The organism is Posidoniimonas polymericola (assembly GCF_007859935.1).
In the GTDB taxonomy this organism is placed as follows: domain Bacteria; phylum Planctomycetota; class Planctomycetia; order Pirellulales; family Lacipirellulaceae; genus Posidoniimonas; species Posidoniimonas polymericola.
On the sequence record NZ_SJPO01000004.1, the window covers coordinates 264,898 to 280,839 of the forward strand.

At 65.8% G+C, this 15,942-nt stretch carries 15 protein-coding genes; 7 read left to right on the forward strand and 8 right to left on the reverse strand.

All coding sequences use genetic code 11. The features are described from left to right. Nucleotides 1-61: 61 nt before the first annotated feature. The gene (locus Pla123a_RS10150; RefSeq protein ID WP_146586498.1) at nucleotides 62-1,831 is read right to left on the reverse strand and encodes a glutamine--tRNA ligase/YqeY domain fusion protein; all 1,770 of its coding nucleotides are present in this window, start codon (nucleotides 1,829-1,831) and stop codon (nucleotides 62-64) included. A 478-nt stretch (nucleotides 1,832-2,309) separates the two neighbouring features. Between Pla123a_RS10150 and Pla123a_RS24570 the strand changes: the two genes are divergently transcribed. The 4 genes from Pla123a_RS24570 to Pla123a_RS10170 all read left to right on the forward strand — a co-directional run bounded on the left by Pla123a_RS24570 (nucleotide 2,310) and on the right by Pla123a_RS10170 (nucleotide 5,556). Beyond that, on the forward strand, nucleotides 2,310-2,603 hold the full coding sequence (locus Pla123a_RS24570) for a hypothetical protein (RefSeq protein ID WP_197527845.1): 294 nt from the start codon (nucleotides 2,310-2,312) through the stop codon (nucleotides 2,601-2,603). Between the two features lie 19 nt (nucleotides 2,604-2,622). After that, the gene (locus Pla123a_RS10160; RefSeq protein WP_146586500.1) at nucleotides 2,623-2,862 is read left to right on the forward strand and encodes a hypothetical protein; all 240 of its coding nucleotides are present in this window, start codon (nucleotides 2,623-2,625) and stop codon (nucleotides 2,860-2,862) included. A gap of 171 nt (nucleotides 2,863-3,033) precedes the next feature. After that, a complete protein-coding gene (locus Pla123a_RS10165; RefSeq protein WP_231956384.1) occupies nucleotides 3,034-4,368 on the forward strand; it encodes an NAD(P)/FAD-dependent oxidoreductase in 1,335 nt (444 codons plus the stop codon). 171 nt (nucleotides 4,369-4,539) lie between these two features. Next, nucleotides 4,540-5,556 carry a zinc-binding metallopeptidase family protein gene (locus Pla123a_RS10170; protein WP_146586502.1) on the forward strand — a complete coding sequence of 339 codons (1,017 nt, stop codon included), beginning with the start codon at nucleotides 4,540-4,542 and terminating at the stop codon, nucleotides 5,554-5,556. A gap of 246 nt (nucleotides 5,557-5,802) precedes the next feature. On the opposite strand, the gene Pla123a_RS10175 is transcribed toward Pla123a_RS10170, so the two are convergent. From Pla123a_RS10175 to Pla123a_RS10185, 3 genes are all read right to left on the reverse strand, one after another. Then, entirely contained in the window at nucleotides 5,803-6,156 is a 354-nt protein-coding gene (locus tag Pla123a_RS10175; protein ID WP_146586504.1) for a hypothetical protein, read from the reverse strand. 11 nt (nucleotides 6,157-6,167) lie between these two features. After that, a complete protein-coding gene (locus Pla123a_RS10180) occupies nucleotides 6,168-7,127 on the reverse strand; it encodes an acetyl-CoA carboxylase carboxyltransferase subunit alpha (RefSeq protein WP_146586506.1) in 960 nt (319 codons plus the stop codon). Nucleotides 7,128-7,289: 162 nt separating this feature from the next. Beyond that, nucleotides 7,290-8,201, reverse strand: coding sequence for a serine/threonine-protein kinase (locus Pla123a_RS10185; protein WP_146586508.1), 912 nt, complete (start codon nucleotides 8,199-8,201; stop codon nucleotides 7,290-7,292). A 330-nt stretch (nucleotides 8,202-8,531) separates the two neighbouring features. On the opposite strand from Pla123a_RS10185, the gene Pla123a_RS10190 reads away from it, so the two are divergent. Continuing rightward, the gene (locus tag Pla123a_RS10190) at nucleotides 8,532-8,966 is read left to right on the forward strand and encodes a hypothetical protein (RefSeq protein ID WP_197527846.1); all 435 of its coding nucleotides are present in this window, start codon (nucleotides 8,532-8,534) and stop codon (nucleotides 8,964-8,966) included. A 70-nt stretch (nucleotides 8,967-9,036) separates the two neighbouring features. Here the strand turns inward: Pla123a_RS10190 and Pla123a_RS10195 are convergent, their stop codons facing one another. Next, on the reverse strand, nucleotides 9,037-9,672 hold the full coding sequence (locus Pla123a_RS10195; protein WP_146586510.1) for a hypothetical protein: 636 nt from the start codon (nucleotides 9,670-9,672) through the stop codon (nucleotides 9,037-9,039). A gap of 65 nt (nucleotides 9,673-9,737) precedes the next feature. Continuing rightward, nucleotides 9,738-10,343 (reverse strand): LOG family protein, encoded by a 606-nt coding sequence (locus Pla123a_RS10200; protein ID WP_146586512.1) that lies wholly within the window; start codon nucleotides 10,341-10,343, stop codon nucleotides 9,738-9,740. Nucleotides 10,344-10,577: 234 nt separating this feature from the next. On the opposite strand from Pla123a_RS10200, the gene Pla123a_RS10205 reads away from it, so the two are divergent. Continuing rightward, nucleotides 10,578-11,156, forward strand: a complete 579-nt coding sequence (locus Pla123a_RS10205; RefSeq protein WP_146586514.1) for a hypothetical protein — start codon at nucleotides 10,578-10,580, stop codon at nucleotides 11,154-11,156. Between the two features lie 33 nt (nucleotides 11,157-11,189). Here the strand turns inward: Pla123a_RS10205 and Pla123a_RS10210 are convergent, their stop codons facing one another. Continuing rightward, nucleotides 11,190-12,053: a hypothetical protein gene (locus tag Pla123a_RS10210; RefSeq protein ID WP_146586516.1), complete on the reverse strand. Its 864-nt coding sequence runs from the start codon at nucleotides 12,051-12,053 to the stop codon at nucleotides 11,190-11,192. 1,026 nt (nucleotides 12,054-13,079) lie between these two features. Here Pla123a_RS10210 and Pla123a_RS10215 point away from each other — a divergent pair. Then, the gene (locus Pla123a_RS10215; RefSeq protein ID WP_146586518.1) at nucleotides 13,080-15,449 is read left to right on the forward strand and encodes an outer membrane protein assembly factor BamB family protein; all 2,370 of its coding nucleotides are present in this window, start codon (nucleotides 13,080-13,082) and stop codon (nucleotides 15,447-15,449) included. Nucleotides 15,450-15,471: 22 nt separating this feature from the next. Here Pla123a_RS10215 and Pla123a_RS10220 read toward each other — a convergent pair whose 3' ends face one another. Further along, nucleotides 15,472-15,930, reverse strand: coding sequence for a hypothetical protein (locus Pla123a_RS10220; RefSeq protein WP_146586520.1), 459 nt, complete (start codon nucleotides 15,928-15,930; stop codon nucleotides 15,472-15,474). Nucleotides 15,931-15,942: the final 12 nt, after the last annotated feature.

Genomic DNA, 15,942 nt, shown 5'->3' on the forward strand with positions numbered 1-15,942 from the left:
CAGACTGTTCGACAGCAACTCGTATGCGACCGGTCGATTCATGGCACACCTGCCACCACAATCACTTCCCGCTTTCTTTCCCCCACGTATCCCGCAACGTCACCGTGCGGTTGAACACGGGCTTGCCCGGCTTCGATTCGACCGTGTCGGCGGTGAAGTACCCCAGGCGTTCGAACTGGAAGGTGTCGCCGGCGGCCGCTTCGGCCAGGGCGGGCTCGAGCTTGGCGGTGAGGGTCGCCAGCGAGTTGGGGTTCAGGTTGTCGAGGAACGTGCCCCCCTCGGGCGCCTTGTCGGGGTTCTCGACGCCGAACAGGTGGTCGTACATCCGCACCGGCGCGTCCACCGCGGTGGCGGCGTCGACCCAATGAACAGTGCCCTTGACCTTCTTGTCGTCGATCTTGGCGCTGGTGTCGGGGTTGAAGGTGCAGCGGAGCTCGGTCACCTTGCCGGCGCTGTCCTTCACCACCTCCTGGCAGACGATGATGCCCGCGCCGCGGAGCCGGACCGGGCCGCCCGGCTTGAGGCGGAAGAACTTCTTGGGGGCCTCCTCCATGAAGTCGCCCTGCTCGATGTAGATCATCGGGCCGAGGGGGATCTCGCGTTCGCCCTGGTACGGGTCCTGCGGGTGGTTGGCGAGGCTGCAGGTCTTCACCACTTCGTCCGCTAGCGGCTGGCCGGCGTCGTCGACCAGCGTGACCTTCAGGGGCTCGAGCACCGCCATGCGGCGCAGCGCGACCTCGTTGAGGTGCTCGCGGAGCGCGTCCTCGAGCCACAGCATGTCGATCGTGCTGTTGAACTTGGCCACGCCGATCCGCTCGCAGAACGCGCGGATCGACTCTGAGGTGTAGCCGCGGCGGCGGAGCCCGCGGATGGTCGGCATGCGGGGGTCGTCCCAGCCGCTGACGTGCTTCTCCTGCACGAGCTGCAGCAGCTTCCGCTTGCTCATCACCGTGTAGGTCAGGTTGAGCCGCGCGAACTCGATCTGCCGCGGCCGCCCCGCCGGCAGCAGGCCGAGCTCGTTGAGTTGGTCCAGGCACCAGTCGTACAGCGGGCGGTGGTTCTCGAACTCCAGCGTGCAGATCGAGTGCGTGATGCCCTCGAGCGCGTCCGACTGCCCGTGTGTGTAGTCGTACGAAGGGTAGATGCACCACTTGTCGCCGGTCCGCTGGTGGTGGGCGTGCTTGATGCGGTACATCACCGGGTCGCGGAGGTTGATGTTGGACGACGCCATGTCGATCTTGGCGCGTAGCGTGCGCTCGCCGTCCTTAAACTTGCCGGCCTTCATGGCGGCGAACAGTTCGAGGTTCTCGTCCACCGTGCGGTCGCGGAACGGCGACTCCTTGCCGGGCTCGGTGAGCGTGCCGCGGTGCTCGCGCATCTGGTCGGCGTCGAGGTCGCAAACGAACGCCTTGCCCGCCTTGATCAGCGCGACCGCCCAGTCGTACAGCGTGTCGAAGTAGTCGGACGCGTGGAACAAACGGTCCTCCCACTCGCCGCCGAGCCAGCGGACGTCGTCCATGATGGCGTCGACGTACTCCTGCTCTTCCTTGACCGGGTTGGTGTCGTCGAAGCGGAGGTTGAAGCGTCCGCCGAACTCACGCGCCAGGCCCGCGTTCAGGCAGATGCTCTTGGCGTGGCCGATGTGCAGGTAGCCGTTGGGCTCGGGAGGGAACCGGGTGTGGATCTCGGCCGGCTTGTACTTGCCGGCGGCAATGTCGGCATCGATGATCTGCTGGATGAAGTTCCGCGAGGCGGCTTTCGAGTCTGCCCCGAGGCCTCCCTTGTCGTTGGCTCCAGCGGTCTTGTTGGGTTTGGGGGCGTCGGCTGCCATAGTGGTGTTTCGTGTCCGTGATCGTCGCCTGAGTTGGCCGCTCAACGGGGCGTTAAGCTGGGCCAGATGGGTCGGGCCTACTGGCCCTGCTGGCAGACAACTTAGCAGATGCAAAGGTTCCCTAGCAGGCCGGTTGCGTCATTAGCAGACCCGTTGCGGGGCGATTCCGCGGGCGCTCTGTGACTTCAGGCGGGCCTGCGGCGCCCTGCTGCCCTGGGCAATGCGGGCCTGCGGAGACTCGGGGGTGGCCAATGCCAGCAACCTAGGCCTTGGGCAGTCAGATTGAAGCCTGGGTGGCCAGGCGTGAGCTATGCTTTTGGCGGGAGAATGGCCGGATTCCTGAGATACGCTCTAGATCCGCGTACTGGCCCGCGAGTTGCCCAATGGTCTTTATCGATTTGATTGCCAACCGCCGCGGAGCGATAATGCCCGGTGAGCGGTGATTTCCCGTCCCCCCACTCCAATCCTGCCTAGAACCATGAAAAAGCTCGCCTTGGCGTCTGCCGTCGCGATGGCCCTGCTGCTGATGTCGCAGCAAGAGGCCGCCGCCCAGTACGTGACCTACTACTCGCCCGTCGTGGCCCCAGCGCCGACGGTCGTCTACCGCCCTGCGCCGGTCTACGCGGCGCCGGTGTACCCGGCTCCGGTGACCTATTCGGTCGCCCGGCCCGTGGTCGCCCCGGTGGCCGTGACGCGGACCCGCTGGCGCCCGTTCCTGGGCGGCACCGTGACCCGCACCCGCGTCGGCTACGCGCCGGTGTGGGGCTATTGAGCCACCGACTGCGCCGCGTGTGCCACGCGAGACGCTTCCCACCGCTCTGATCAAGAAGCCGACCCGGACAGCGTCGTCCGGGGCGGCTTTTTTTGTGCGCGGCGCCAACCGCATCCTGTGCCGCCCGCGGCTTGCAGTCGGTGTGCAGTGGTTTGCAGCCGCGATGGTGCTCCGCGGTGAGTACAATACGTTCGGCCTGCAGAGCAAGACCCGCGGCTGGCTGCGGTTCGAATGGCGCGACTCCCTATATGCTTCCTAACCGCCCCCGAACCGCCCGCAGCGGCAGGTGTCCTGCTGGTGCGACACGCGGGCCAACGCCGGTCGACTCGGCGCGGCGTTTGCAATGATTGCGGCCGTTCCTACCCGGCCCGAGTATCCCAGGCTCGACGGCCGAAACCGTGCCTACCCAATAAGCACCGAGGCCCCAACCGTGGCCAACAAGCAAGCAAAACGCCCCCGGGTCGTGATCGTCGGGGGCGGCTTCGGCGGCCTGCACGCCGCCCGCGCCCTGCGACACGCCGAGGTCGACCTGACGCTGGTCGACCGGGCCAACTTCCACCTGTTCCAGCCGCTGCTCTACCAGGTCGCGACCGGCGGCCTATCGCCGGCCAACATTGCGGCTCCGCTCCGCGGGATCCTCCGCTCCCAGACCAACGCCAAAGTGCTGCAGGCCGAGGTCGACGACTTCGACCTCGACCGCCGGCGCCTACTGCTCGCCGAAGGCGAGCTGCCGTACGACTACCTGATTGTGGCGGCCGGCTCGACCCACAGCTACTTCGGGCACGACGAGTGGGCCGAGCACGCCCCCGGCCTCAAGACGCTCGACAACGCCACGGAGATCCGCGCCCAGGTGCTCTCGGCGTTCGAGCAGGCCGAGCGCATCGAAGACCCGGCCGAACGCCGCCGGCTGCTGACGTTTGTGATCGTCGGCGGCGGCCCGACCGGCGTGGAGATGGCAGGCGCCCTGTCGGAGCTGTCGCGGCACACGCTCAAGGGCGAGTTCCGCAGCATCGACCCGGCCGAGGCCCGCATCGTGCTGATCGACGCCTCGCCGCGGGTGCTGTCGGTCTACCCGGAGAGCCTGTCGGAGAAGGCGAGCGCGTTCCTCGACCGGCTGGGCGTAGAGGTCCACACCGGGGTCCGCGTCACGAAAATCACCGACGACTGCGTCGAGATCGAAAACGACACAGGCGCCAGCTCGATTCAGGCCGAGACGATCCTGTGGGCCGCTGGCGTCGCGGCCTCGCCGTTGGCGCGGCGGCTGGCCGACGCGGCCGGCCTGCAGGCAGACCGCGCGGGCCGCGTCGCTGTCGACGAGAACCTGAGCCTCGCCGGGCACGACGAGGTAATGGTCATCGGCGACATGGCCAGCTTCACCGGCAAGGACGGCCGCCCCCTGCCCGGCGTGGCGCCGGTCGCCATTCAGCAGGGCAAGCACGCCGCCAAGCGGATCAAGAACCTGCTCCGCGGCCAACCGACCAAGCCCTTCAAGTACTTCGACATGGGTTCCATGGCGACCGTTGGCCGTTCGGCGGCGGTGGTCAGCATGGGCAAGCTCAAGTTCGCCGGCTTCTTCGCCTGGCTGACGTGGCTGTTCGTGCACCTGATGCAGCTGGTGAACTTCCAGAACCGCGTGCTGGTGCTGATGCAGTGGGCGTGGAGCTACGTGACGCGGGGCCGCTCGGCCCGGCTCATCACCCGGACCCACGAGCATCGCGCCGACAGGGCCGCGCCGCACGAGGTGGAGGAGGCCGTGGCGGGCTGAGGTTGGCTCGCCCTGCGTCACAATGATCGCCTTCTGACCACCTCGCTAGTAGGACGGACGCCCGCCCGCGCTGCCAAGACCGCCCGCCGGCTCCCGATATTGCCGACGGCACGGCATTCGCATTCCGCGGAACATCCTGATTCCCTCCCCTTACCGGCCCCGGCACATCCGATGCGTACCTACGACTGCTCATGCGGAGCAACGCTGTTCTTCACCAACACCCACTGCCACACCTGCGGACGCACGGTTGGTTGGTGCGACGCGTGCCGCGCGGTGACCTCGGTTTCCAAGTCCGGCCAGTGCGAGACGCCCGGCTGCGGGCAAAGGCTTCAGCCCTGCGCCAACCGCGACGCCTACGAGGTCTGCAACGCGATGGTCTCCGCCGACGCCGGATCTGGCGCCCTGTGCCGCGGCTGCCAGCGGACCACGCATGCCCCTGATCCGTCCGACGCCCGCAACCTCACGCAGTGGCGGGCCCTCGAGCGCGGCAAGCGCCGGCTGCACTACGACCTGGCCCTGATCGGCGTGACCGACCAGCAGCTCGACGCCGAGCCGCCACTCACCTACCGGTTCCTGGCCGACACGCCCGACGAGCACATCATTACCGGCCACGCCGACGGCGTGATCACGATCAACCTCGCCGAGGCCGACCCGGTGGTCCGCGAAAAGGGCCGCCAGCAGTTTGGCGAGCCGCAGCGGACCATCATCGGGCACTTCCGGCACGAGGTGGGTCACTTCCTGTGGATGCGGCTGGTGGAGAACGAAGCGCCCCACGACGACTGCGTCCGGCTATTTGGCGACCACGAGAACCCGCCCTACGGCGAGGCGATGGACCGCTACTACGCCGAGGGTCCCGACCCCAACTGGCAGGCCAACTACATCAGCCAGTACGCGTCGAGCCACCCGTGGGAAGATTTCGCAGAAACCTGCGGCTTCTACCTCGACATGCGGGCGGTGCTCGACACGCTGGAGCACCAGAGTGTCCGCTCGCTGTCGGTCCGCCGCGGCGCCGACCTCGACGAGCTGCTCGACGCCTACATCGAGGCCGGGCTCACGCTCAACGAGATCAACCGCACGATGGGCCTCACCGACCTGGTCCCCGAGGTGGTCAACGAGCCGGTCCGTGAGAAGCTCCGATTTGTCCACGGGCTGTTTCCGGTGCACGCCGAGCTGCTGGCGTCGGTTTAACACGCAGCGGTCAGCGAGCTTGAAACGGGGGCTGGCTCTCGACCGCACGAAGGCGGCTCGCCCTGGTGAGGGCATCGCTGCGGTCGTGTGCCTGTCCCGATCTCAAGCGGGCCACGCGAAGGGTGCGTCGAAAACGGGGACAGCCACGGCGCGGTCTTACGCGGCTCGCCTTCACGCTCCAACGACGCTTCGAGCCAGCCCCCGTTTTCGACTCGCTGCCCGGCTCATCCGCTGAAGCGTCGACGATCAGATGCGTACATGAGTCTCTCTCACACCATCTTCAGGCGGCCCGTATCGCAGGCGGGCAACCGCTTTCCCAATCTCGGACGACGCCGCAAGAACAGGCTTCACGACTTCGAACAGTCGATCGGCGTCCGGCCCGTACATGTACAGATAGCCGTCCCTGCCATCGACAGCAACTTCATTCCCATCGTATTCCCCAACGCCCTCTTTCGCGATGGCCTTCTCAAGCCGCTCTTCCAGCGTGAAGAGGTCCTCCAAGTCCGGGCCAGAGTACTGGAAGTAAACAATCACTGCCTGCTCTGGACCTGCCATTTCAGCGGGGGGTTTGCGCGGGAATAGCCAGTCAAAAAGACCCATGCGTCTTACCCTTAAGCCTGGTCGCCTTCCAAGTACTGCCCCATGTTGCGGAACTTCTCGTACCGCTGGGCGACCAGCTCGTCGGTGGGGATGTCGACCAGCTCGCGGAGCGTGCGGCCGAGGTACATCTTCAGCCGCGCGGCCATCTGGTAGTGGTCGCGGTGCGCGCCGCCCACCGGCTCTTCGATCACGTCGTCGATGACGCCCAGCTCGGACAGGTGCTTGGAGGTCAGCCGCAGCGCGCGGGCGGCGTTCTCGGCGAAGTCGTGGCTCTTCCAGAGGATGCCAGCGCACCCCTCGGGGCTGATCACCGAGTAGTAAGCGTGCTGCAGCATCGCCACGCGGTCGCCCACGCCGATGCCCAGCGCACCGCCGGAGCCCCCCTCGCCGATCACCACGCAAATAATCGGCGTCGGCAGGCGCGACATCTCGAGCATGCTTTCGGCAATCACCTGGGCCTGGCCGCGTTCCTCGGCGCCGATGCCGGGGTAGGCGCCAGGCGTGTCGATGAAGCAGATGATCGGCATGCCGTACTTGGCGGCCATCTTCATCTTCCGCATCGCCTTGCGGTAGCCCTCGGGGTGGGCGCAGCCGAAGTAGCACTCGGTGCGTTCTTTGAAGGTCTTCCCCTTGTGGTGGCCGACCACCATCACCTTGTGCTCGTCGAGCTTGGCGAAGCCGGTCCGCAGGGCGCGGTCGTCGCCGAAGAATCGGTCGCCGTGCAGCTCGACGAACTCCTCGAACACCGTGTCGACGTAGTCGGTGAACTTCGGCCGGTCCTGCAGCCGCGCCACGCGGACCGTGTCCCACGGGTCGAGGTCGGAGTACAGGTCGCGAGTCTTGTCGAGCAGCTCCTTCTTGAGCGCCCGCAGCCGCTCGTGCTGCTCGGCCGTCTTGTCGGCCACGGCGTCGAGCTCGCGGATGTTGTCTTCTAGCTCGTAGAGCGGCTGTTCGAATTCGAGTTGCTGCATGGTTGGTCGTTTGGTTCTTGTCGATTGTTATCCCCTCCCCCATTGGGGGAGGGTTAGGGTGGGGGTGTGTCGAGTACCGGGTCTGCCATTTCACTGGCGAGCCGTGTACCTACTTCACCCCCTCCCCGGCCCTCCCCCAGAGGGGGAGGGAGTACTGGTCTTCTAGCCCTCGTCCTCTTCCGGCGCGGCGTCCTCGGCGCCCTCGGCCGGCGGGTCGGGCGTCTGGTAGAAGATGCGGTCGGCCTTGATCTTCATCATCACCTCTTTCATGCTCTCCGGCCGCTCCTTGCGGTCCTTGGCGAGCATCCGCTGCACGTAGGCGGCGAAGTCGGGGTTGATGTTCTTGTCCGCCACGACCAGCGACGGCGGGCGGCTCTTGATGTGCTTCTGCATCAGCTCGTTGGGGCTGTTGGCCGTGAACGGCAGCGCGCCGCACATCAGTTCGTGCACCATGCAGCCGAAGCTGTAGACGTCGTCACGCGGGTCGACGCCGTTGCCGCGGATCTGGTCGGGCGACATGTAGCTGTAGGTGCCCTGGATCTTGGTCTTGCCGCCGAGCAGCTTGCCGAGCCCGCCGGTCGGCTTGGCCGCGATCGTGAAGTCGATCAACCGCACGTCGGTCGCGTCGCTCAGCAAGAAGTTGTCTGGCTTGATGTCGCGGTGCACCCACCCCTTCTCGTGCATGTGGGCGATGCCCGCCGCGCACTTGGTGAGGATCTCTTTCATCCGGTAGGTGAGCTTGGTCTTGAGGGCGGGCGTCTGTTTGCAGGCGACCAGTTGCTGCTTGATGCTGAGCTCTTTGAACAGCTCCATCCGCAGCCACGCGCCCTCCTTCGCCACGCCGAAGTCGTGGGTCTCGATAACGGACGGGTGGTCGAGCGCCTTGCCGACGTTGAACTCGTGCTTCAACTCCGCGACCGTCGTGCGGCTGTACTTCGAGCCCTTCTTGAGAAACTTGATGGCGTAGGCCTCGGTTTCCGAGCGGTGACGCACCGCCCAGATCTCGAACGTGGCGCCCGCCCTGATCAAGTAGAACAGGCGGTACTCGCCGACCATCTCGTTCGCTGCAGCCACACTCGGCCCTTTCTCGCCATTCCGGCGACGCGTCGGTCTTCGTCGTGGCCGCCGCCCTGCGCTTCCTGGAAGCCCACTCGATCGGTTAGCCTACGGCAAGACTCGTAGCCCCCGGCTCTGCCGAGGGATCTGCTTCGTGTTCGTTTGTTCGGAATCAATCCAGCCCCCGACAGAGCCGGGGGCTGCGGGCGGCCCCGTCATGAACGCACGCCGAGGATGCCGCGCCACTTACGGTGTTCGCGACCCCAGGCGTGACAGGGGGCGGAACCGTCCCGAGGACAGCCCCCCAGTTTATCCCCCTCCGGCGGCCCCGCAAAGGCCGAACCGCCCGTGTGCTGCCCCTTCGCCCGAATCCTAAAGCTAGTCTGGGCCAGCCCTTACACGCTGCTGGGCGTGCTGGTGGGGGTGCTCGGACTGGCGACCGGCGGCGGCGCCCAGCTCCGCCGCGGCGCCCTCGAGTTCCACGGCGGCCTGGTCCGCTGGCTGCTAGAGCGGGTCCCCGGCATCGGCGGGGCGATGGCGATGACCCTCGGCCACACGATCCTCGGCCAGACCACCGCCGCGCTCGACCTGGCCCGCGAGCACGAGCACGTGCACGTCCGCCAGTTCGAACGCTGGGGCCCGCTGATGGGCCCGGCCTACATCGGCTGCTCGGTCTGGCTCTGGCTGCGACGCTCACCGCGGCCCTACCGCGACAACCCGTTCGAGGTCGAGGCCTACAACCACGACGACTGCCGCCGGCCGCCCGGCGGCTGGCGAGCGTAGCCGCCAATGTACCCGCGGTTCTCCGAGCCGCGCACAAGCCGCGCGGAAATCCTGCAGGTTCGCAGGTCACTCAATCGGCTACCGCCTCGGTGCGAATCTCGAACGCAGGCGCACTAGGAACTCCGGGAATCTCAACTGACATCACAACCGGGAACAGCCGACGACGCTCGAGTTCTTCTATCACCTTCAATTCTGCGAACGGGGCGACTTTCCTCTCAACCATCGCCTTCTTGTACGCATTCAACTTCGCGTACCGGAAGAAGTTCGAGAGGCCTTCTTCGCGCTGCTCCCCTGCGATGGCGTAGTCGACAACCCCTGAAGTCAAGGTCAGCGTGCCGGCACCGCGATCCTGTATCTCGAATGACGGCTCGATCGTCCACGACACAAACTGACGAATATTGGCCGGCGCGTCGGCGACGCTCTGCTTTGTGATCGCCACGGTCTGTTTGGCCCAAGCTTCACACTGCGCTAGAGTCACCCATACGCCGCTCCTGCCATCAAGCCACCGAGTGCCCTTCAAGTCAAACGATTCGACCTCATCCCCAACACGCAAAGTTGCGGCATCCGGCTCTATCGAGAGCCGAGAACGGCTGAGTTCTTCACCGTTCGAAAGCATTGTCACAACGAAATCCTCGGCGCTGGTTGAGCCCACTAGCACTGCGATGTGAAGGGCGGAAACGATGACAGGTTGTAGCGAGAATTTCATTTCCGGTTTCCATTCGAGAAGGCGGATTCTCAGCAGCCGAGTGGCTTCGGCAGTCTATTCCTAGCCTAAGCCTGATCCCGCAAATTCGCAAACCGCCGCGCGTCGGCGTCCCAAGCCGGGGCGTCGGCGATCGCCGCCGGTGCGTCCTCCGGCTCGTCGACCACGGTCCACATCTGCAGGTGCTTGTCGGCCATGAAGTGCTCAGCGGCGGCCCGCTCGAGCATCGTGATTAGCGGGTCGAAGTAGCCCCGCTGGTTGACCAGCACGATCGGCTGCAGGTAGATGCCGAGCCGCTTGAGGGTGATCGCCTCCATCAGCTCCTCGAAGGTGCCGCAGCCGCCCGGCAGGGCGATGGCGGCCGCGCTCCCCTCGAGCATCAGGTGCTTGCGGGTCCGCATGTCCTCGACCACCTGCAGCTCCTCGAGCCGCGAGTGGGCCCACTCGAGCTCGATCATGAACCGCGGGATCACGCCCGTAATCTTGCCGCCCCGCTCGAGCACGCCCTCGGCCAGCTCGCCCATCGAGCCGATCCCGCCCCCGCCGTATACCACGCCAATCCCCGCGTCGGCCAGCACCCGCCCCAACCGCCGCGCGCCCTCCAGGAACGCCGCGTCGCAGGCAGGACTCGAACCGCAGTAAACACAAACACGGGGTGAGGCAGCAGCAGGCATAGGAGCGGCGTCGGACACAACGAGGGGGAACCGTGGGGGGGCGTTGCTGACGCCGATTTAACCACAGAGGGCACAGAGGTCACAGAGGGGGCAACGAAGAAGAAATCCGGCGGGTGCCGGGGGCGCTCCGCAGCAGCGGAAGCCCCCGCGATGTACTAACGCTGACGAGTACCTCTCCGGGGCTTCCCTAGCAGGAGCGCCCCGGGCACCCGCCAATCGACTACGATACGTCGCATGGACTGCCCAATCCGCGAATACTTTGCAAAGACCAACGGCGGCGACTTCTTCGTCGCCGAGCCTATCAATGCGTTTTCTGTCTTGCCGCCTGATCACGACACTAACGTGGTCGTCTACTTCTCCAAGACCACAACCTTTCGGTGGCTTATTCAAAGACTCGGCGAGAACCGCCGATTCGCCGCCATCGCCCGTGGCTTCTTGCCAGCCGATCACGAGGTCGACTGGATGCGTCAGTTCGTCGGAGAGCGGCGGTTCGTATTTCTCGGCGACGCGGACCCGGTCGATCTCCTAACCTTCGCGTGGCTGCGTCAGCGGCTGCCGATTGAGTACACGGGCCTCTCTGATGATCTGCTGCAGGCGACCGGCACGCCACGGAACGACAGCCTGCTTATCAACCTCAACGAGCAGGAAACCGCCGCCCTGCCGCTGGTGCAGCAATTCATCGACGACCTTCCAGGGCTGGTCGGCCAATGGTGTGCCGGCCTGCTGGCGTCGGGAAGAAAGATCGAGGCTGAGGCGATGCTGAGCTGCGCAACTTGCACGCCGCTAGAGATGCAGGCGGCCTTGCTGGTGTGATTTGCGGATCACACGGCCGCGTGCCATCAGAACTCACTGAGCCTCGAGTGATTCCAACGCCTGCTTGGCTGCAACGCGAACAGGAAACACCTCCGAAGAGCCGCTGCTATTGCCTACCAGCACCGACTTCTCATCATTCAGCAGCTCGCGCAGACGTGGGATCGCCCCTCGGATACGTTCCTGCCCGCAGATCTTGGCGCCCCACTCGCGGCGGCTGGAATCTTCGGAGTCCAACCACCGGAGGGCACGCTCAGGGACTTGCTTGTTTGCGAACGCCTCGAGCGATTGCCACTTCTCGTCGCTTAGATGCCAACCTCGCACTAGCTTGCGCCACTCGGCGTCCATCAATTCGCCACCGCGAAGTTCGATAGCGATTTTCTTGCCCCAATGAAGCCGTATCCAGAGCGTCTCCTCATCGGGCCGTAAGAAACTCATTGCCCCTTCGCTCCACCAAGAGCTCGAAATTGTTCGCCGGATATGGGACTGGTCGGACGCGAGCCCGAGCGACTCAATACTGTGAACCTGGATCAAACGGCCCGCGCGGCCATAGATCACGACAGGCAGAGTCCCCAGTTCGCCCCACTCGTCCATCGTCACGACGTAGTCGCCAGAGTCGGCAACTAACACACGAACAGGCGCGTAGTCGTTGATGAGGTTCCGCGACCACAACTCTATGCGCTCCTCGCCGTCCACTCGATAGAGTGTGGCCAGGCAATGCCCGGGCTTGCTCGACCAATCGTCGTGCGGCTTGACCTGCAGCAGGTGGGTGTTGTTGGCTGAGTAGAACTCGGTCTCTTCAAAACGGCCCCAGAAGTCGGCCTCGCTGGAAGCGGCTCCGACGAGAGCTGCTACGAACACAATGGATCGCAGAACCTCCACAACGGTGTTCGTCTTCATTCGAATCCTCTCTATTTGAGCGGGCCCTGAGGTACTGCACTCAGTAGAACAGAAGCAAACGAAGAAAACAAAGAAACGCGATGGACCACCGCCGAATTGTGCATCGCAGCGAGGTTCTACCTGGAACGCCCTCGGCGCCCGCGTTCCCTGAAACTTCGATCTGGCATGTAGATCTGACACCGCTGCAACGAAGCAGCGAGATGGTCGATCGTCGTCGGACTGGCGTTGGTTACCCCTAAGTGGAGCCGCCAGAGGTTGCGTAGGGAGTCAAGGCCCTTCAATACTTTGTCCGACGAAGTACTGCCGATCAGTGACAGACTGAACAGATTTGACAGGCGTTGAATTTCGTTCACGCCTTCGTCGGCGACTTGGCAACTAGGGAGAGCCAGCCATCGAATGTGATCAAACCGACCAGAGGCGCAAACCCTCGAAGCAGTGACCCGTTCGCAGGTGCACGCGGCGACTGCCCTGAGCTGCGGAACCGCAACAACCGCGGCAAGTTCTGCATCGCCAAACCACTTGCGGGCGCCGATCGTCGCTACCGAGAAGCTCCTCAACTTCGGCAGTGAGTGAAGCCACACCAGGGACTCCATGTCTCCTAGCCCGCCCATGCAGACGCCATACACTCGGCCGCGGCGGGTTACCTGGAACCTTGCGTTCGACTGAGAGAGCGATTCAACTGCCGCGCGATCATCTACATGCGTCTTGAAGTCTTCCGCCTTAATGGGGTGCGTCAGATCGCGCATGGCTAACCGAGTTACAGCAGGTACCAGTTTGGCGGTGCGCCGCCAGCAAGTGGCCGACTCCTTAGAACTCCGTGCCAGTAGAACAGAAGCTAACGAAGAAAACAAAGAACCGCCGTGACCTGTCCGCCTCCAATTCTCTTCGTTCCCTCCGCGTCCTTCTATTCCCATTTTAGGCCGATAACCCGCCTATTTCTGCGCAACCAGGACGCCCCGCCTCCGTAAATCGTCGGGCCCGGCGCGGTAGAATCGAACTCCCCGCCCTGCCCTCTTGGAGCTCGCCATGTTTGGATTGTCCCGCCGCCGGTTTGCTCAGGTGCTCTCCTCGCTCACCGCTGGTAGGGTGCTCGCAAAACGATCGAGCCACGCCGCGGTGGGAGCGGCGGCCGATGCGCCGCTGGTCGACGACTTCGCGTTCATCCACCTGTCCGACACCCACCTCGACCCGCGGCCGGCGGGCCAGGCGTACACCGGCGGCGGGCGTAGCGTCGGCGTGCTGGGCTGGTTCGCCGAACGGGCCGCGCGGCCGATCGGTGCCGACGCCCAGCCGGTCAAAGATGAAGCGGTCGAGGGCGGGCCGCTGACGCCGGCGTTCGCCCTGCACACCGGCGACGTGTTCGAGTACAGCGTGGTCGACGACTGCTGGGACGACTGGGGCCGGGCGATCGACGGCTTCGGCCTGCCGGTGTACTGCGTCGCCGGCAACCACGACAACACCTGGTCGATGATCGGCCGCTACCTCCGCGAGCGGCACGGCGGCGACTCGTACAGCTTCGACCACGGCGGCGTGCACTTTGTCTGCCTCAACTCGGCCGGATCGCTCGACCCGCTCCCCTGCATCGACCAGCGGACGCTCGGCTGGCTGCGGTCGGACCTCGAGCAGGTCGACCCGTCGACGCCGCTGATCCTCTGCCTGCACCACCCGCTCAGCGGCAATGCCGGCTACGCCAGCGAGTACGACAAGCTCCGCCTGTGGGAGGCGCTCCGCGGCCACAACCTGCGGCTGATGCTCGACGGGCACTGGCACCAGGTCGACGCCCGGACGTGGCAGAACACCCCGCGGATCAACGGCGGCGAGACCTTCCGCAAGAACCCCGGCTACGCGACGGTCGCGGTGGCCGGCGGGCGGCTGACCCACCGCTACCACTTCCACGAGTCGGCCGCAGGCGGCCCGCGCGACGTCACGACGCTGCGTCTGCCGCTGGCCGAGCCGCGGGTCGGCTTCCGCGCCGAGCTGCAGGCGCGGCAGGCGCCGAAGCACCCCAGTTCGGTCCGGCTGCACGCGTGGGTTGAGCCGCTCTCGATCGACCACCCGCCCGAGCACGCCCGCGTGGTGGCGACCATCGACGGCGATGCAACGCAGCCGCACAAGCTGCAGGCCGCCAAGCGGCCAAAGCCGGCGATCAATGCCAACACGGCCGCCGTGCACTACACCGCGCTGTTGCCGGCCGAGGGTCTGGTCGCGGGTCGGCACTTTATCAAAGTCCGCATGGCCGCGCCGGGCGGCGAGGTCCGACTCGACACCGACCTCGACATCCCGCCGCAGGCCGTGGTCAACGAGCAGGCGGTCGAATTCGATTGGCCCGACAAGAGCGGCCGGTACGAGGCCTCGACCTACGCCAACGCCGCCGGCATCAAGACCGAACTGCTTCAGGTAAGCGGCGCCGACGGTAACTTGCTCGTGTTCGCCGACACCGCCGGCCTGGTCACGGCCCTCGACACCGAGACGATGCAGCCCATGTGGCGGCGGCAGACCGGCCGCGAGGTGCTGCACTCGCTGGCGCACGAAGCCGAGCGAGGGCTGCTAATCGTCGGGGACTCGGACGGCGGTCTATGGCTGCTCGACGCCGCGTCGGGCGAGGTGCGAAATAGGCAGCAGCTCCCCGCCCCGCTGTTCGCGGCGGCCCTCGTCGTTGGCGGCCGGGCATTGCTTGGCGACGCAAATGGCGCGATGCACGCATTCGATTTGGCCAGCAGCAAGATCGCTTGGTCGCGGGACCTGGCGGGCTTCGCGTTCGAGGCCGCCCCATCGCCGCTCGGCGCGAGTGGCCTGATCGGCTGCGGCGCGTGGGACGGCCAGTTGTACGCATTCGATCCCGAGAGCGGCGAGCTCGTCTGGTCCGCGGCGGCGCCAACCGGGCAGGTGCAGTCCAAGAGCCGCTACTACGCGGCGGGCGACTGCTCGCCGGTGATGGTTGGCGAGGAGCTGTGGATCGTTGACCGCGGCTACCGGCTCGGCCGCTACGTGGCGGCGACCGGCGAGTTCTTAGGGATCGTGGCCGAGCAGGTTGCCGGCGTTACCGCTACCGCCACTGATTCGCCTGCGGTCGTCGTTACGCACCTCGACGACCGGGTCGTAAAGCTAACACCAACGGGCGAGACGCTGTGGGAGCAGCACGTCGAGACCGGCCGCTGCCCCCGCGGCGTAGCAGTAACCAGCCCGGCGCCCAACCAGCAGACCTACTGCTGCGTGTCCGACCGCGGATTGGTGACACTGCTGGCCGGCGAAGGCGGCGCAGTTCTGCACCGGCACTCGGCGACGCCGCGTTTGTTCGTGCTCGCGCCACCAGCGGCCGCTGGCAACGGCCGGCGGTGGTGGGTCACCGGTATGGACGGCGTGGTGACGAGGCTCGAGGCGACCGGCGTCGCGTAACCGGGCAGGAGATAGCGAGCCGCTACACAGCGACTTCCTTTGCGTCTTGCTCCGGGCCTTCGCCTACCGCCCTCGGCTGCGACGCCGTAAAGACTAGCCACACTGCGATCGGAAAGCCCACCAGCATCGCCGCCGTGAACCACCACGGGTAGGGCAGCATCGACAGGTTCAATCCGAGGGCCAAGAACAGCGGCGCCGCGACCGTCAACGCCGCGGCGACGCCCTGGATCCGCCGCGCGGCGTAGACGCCCAGGCAGACCGTGCCCAGCCACATCGGCACGACGCTCGCCAGCACCCAGCCCGGGTAGTTGGCGACGTGCACGCACATCGCCTCCATCTGCTTCTCGGGGTCCTCCATCTGCTGAATCCCCGGCGGGAAGGGGTGCACAATCGAGCTGTAGAACTCGACCGCGATCACGCCGATCAGCGACAACGCGAGCCCTAACACCACGGCGGCGACGAAACGGAGGACGGTGCGCATCGGCGTGCTCAA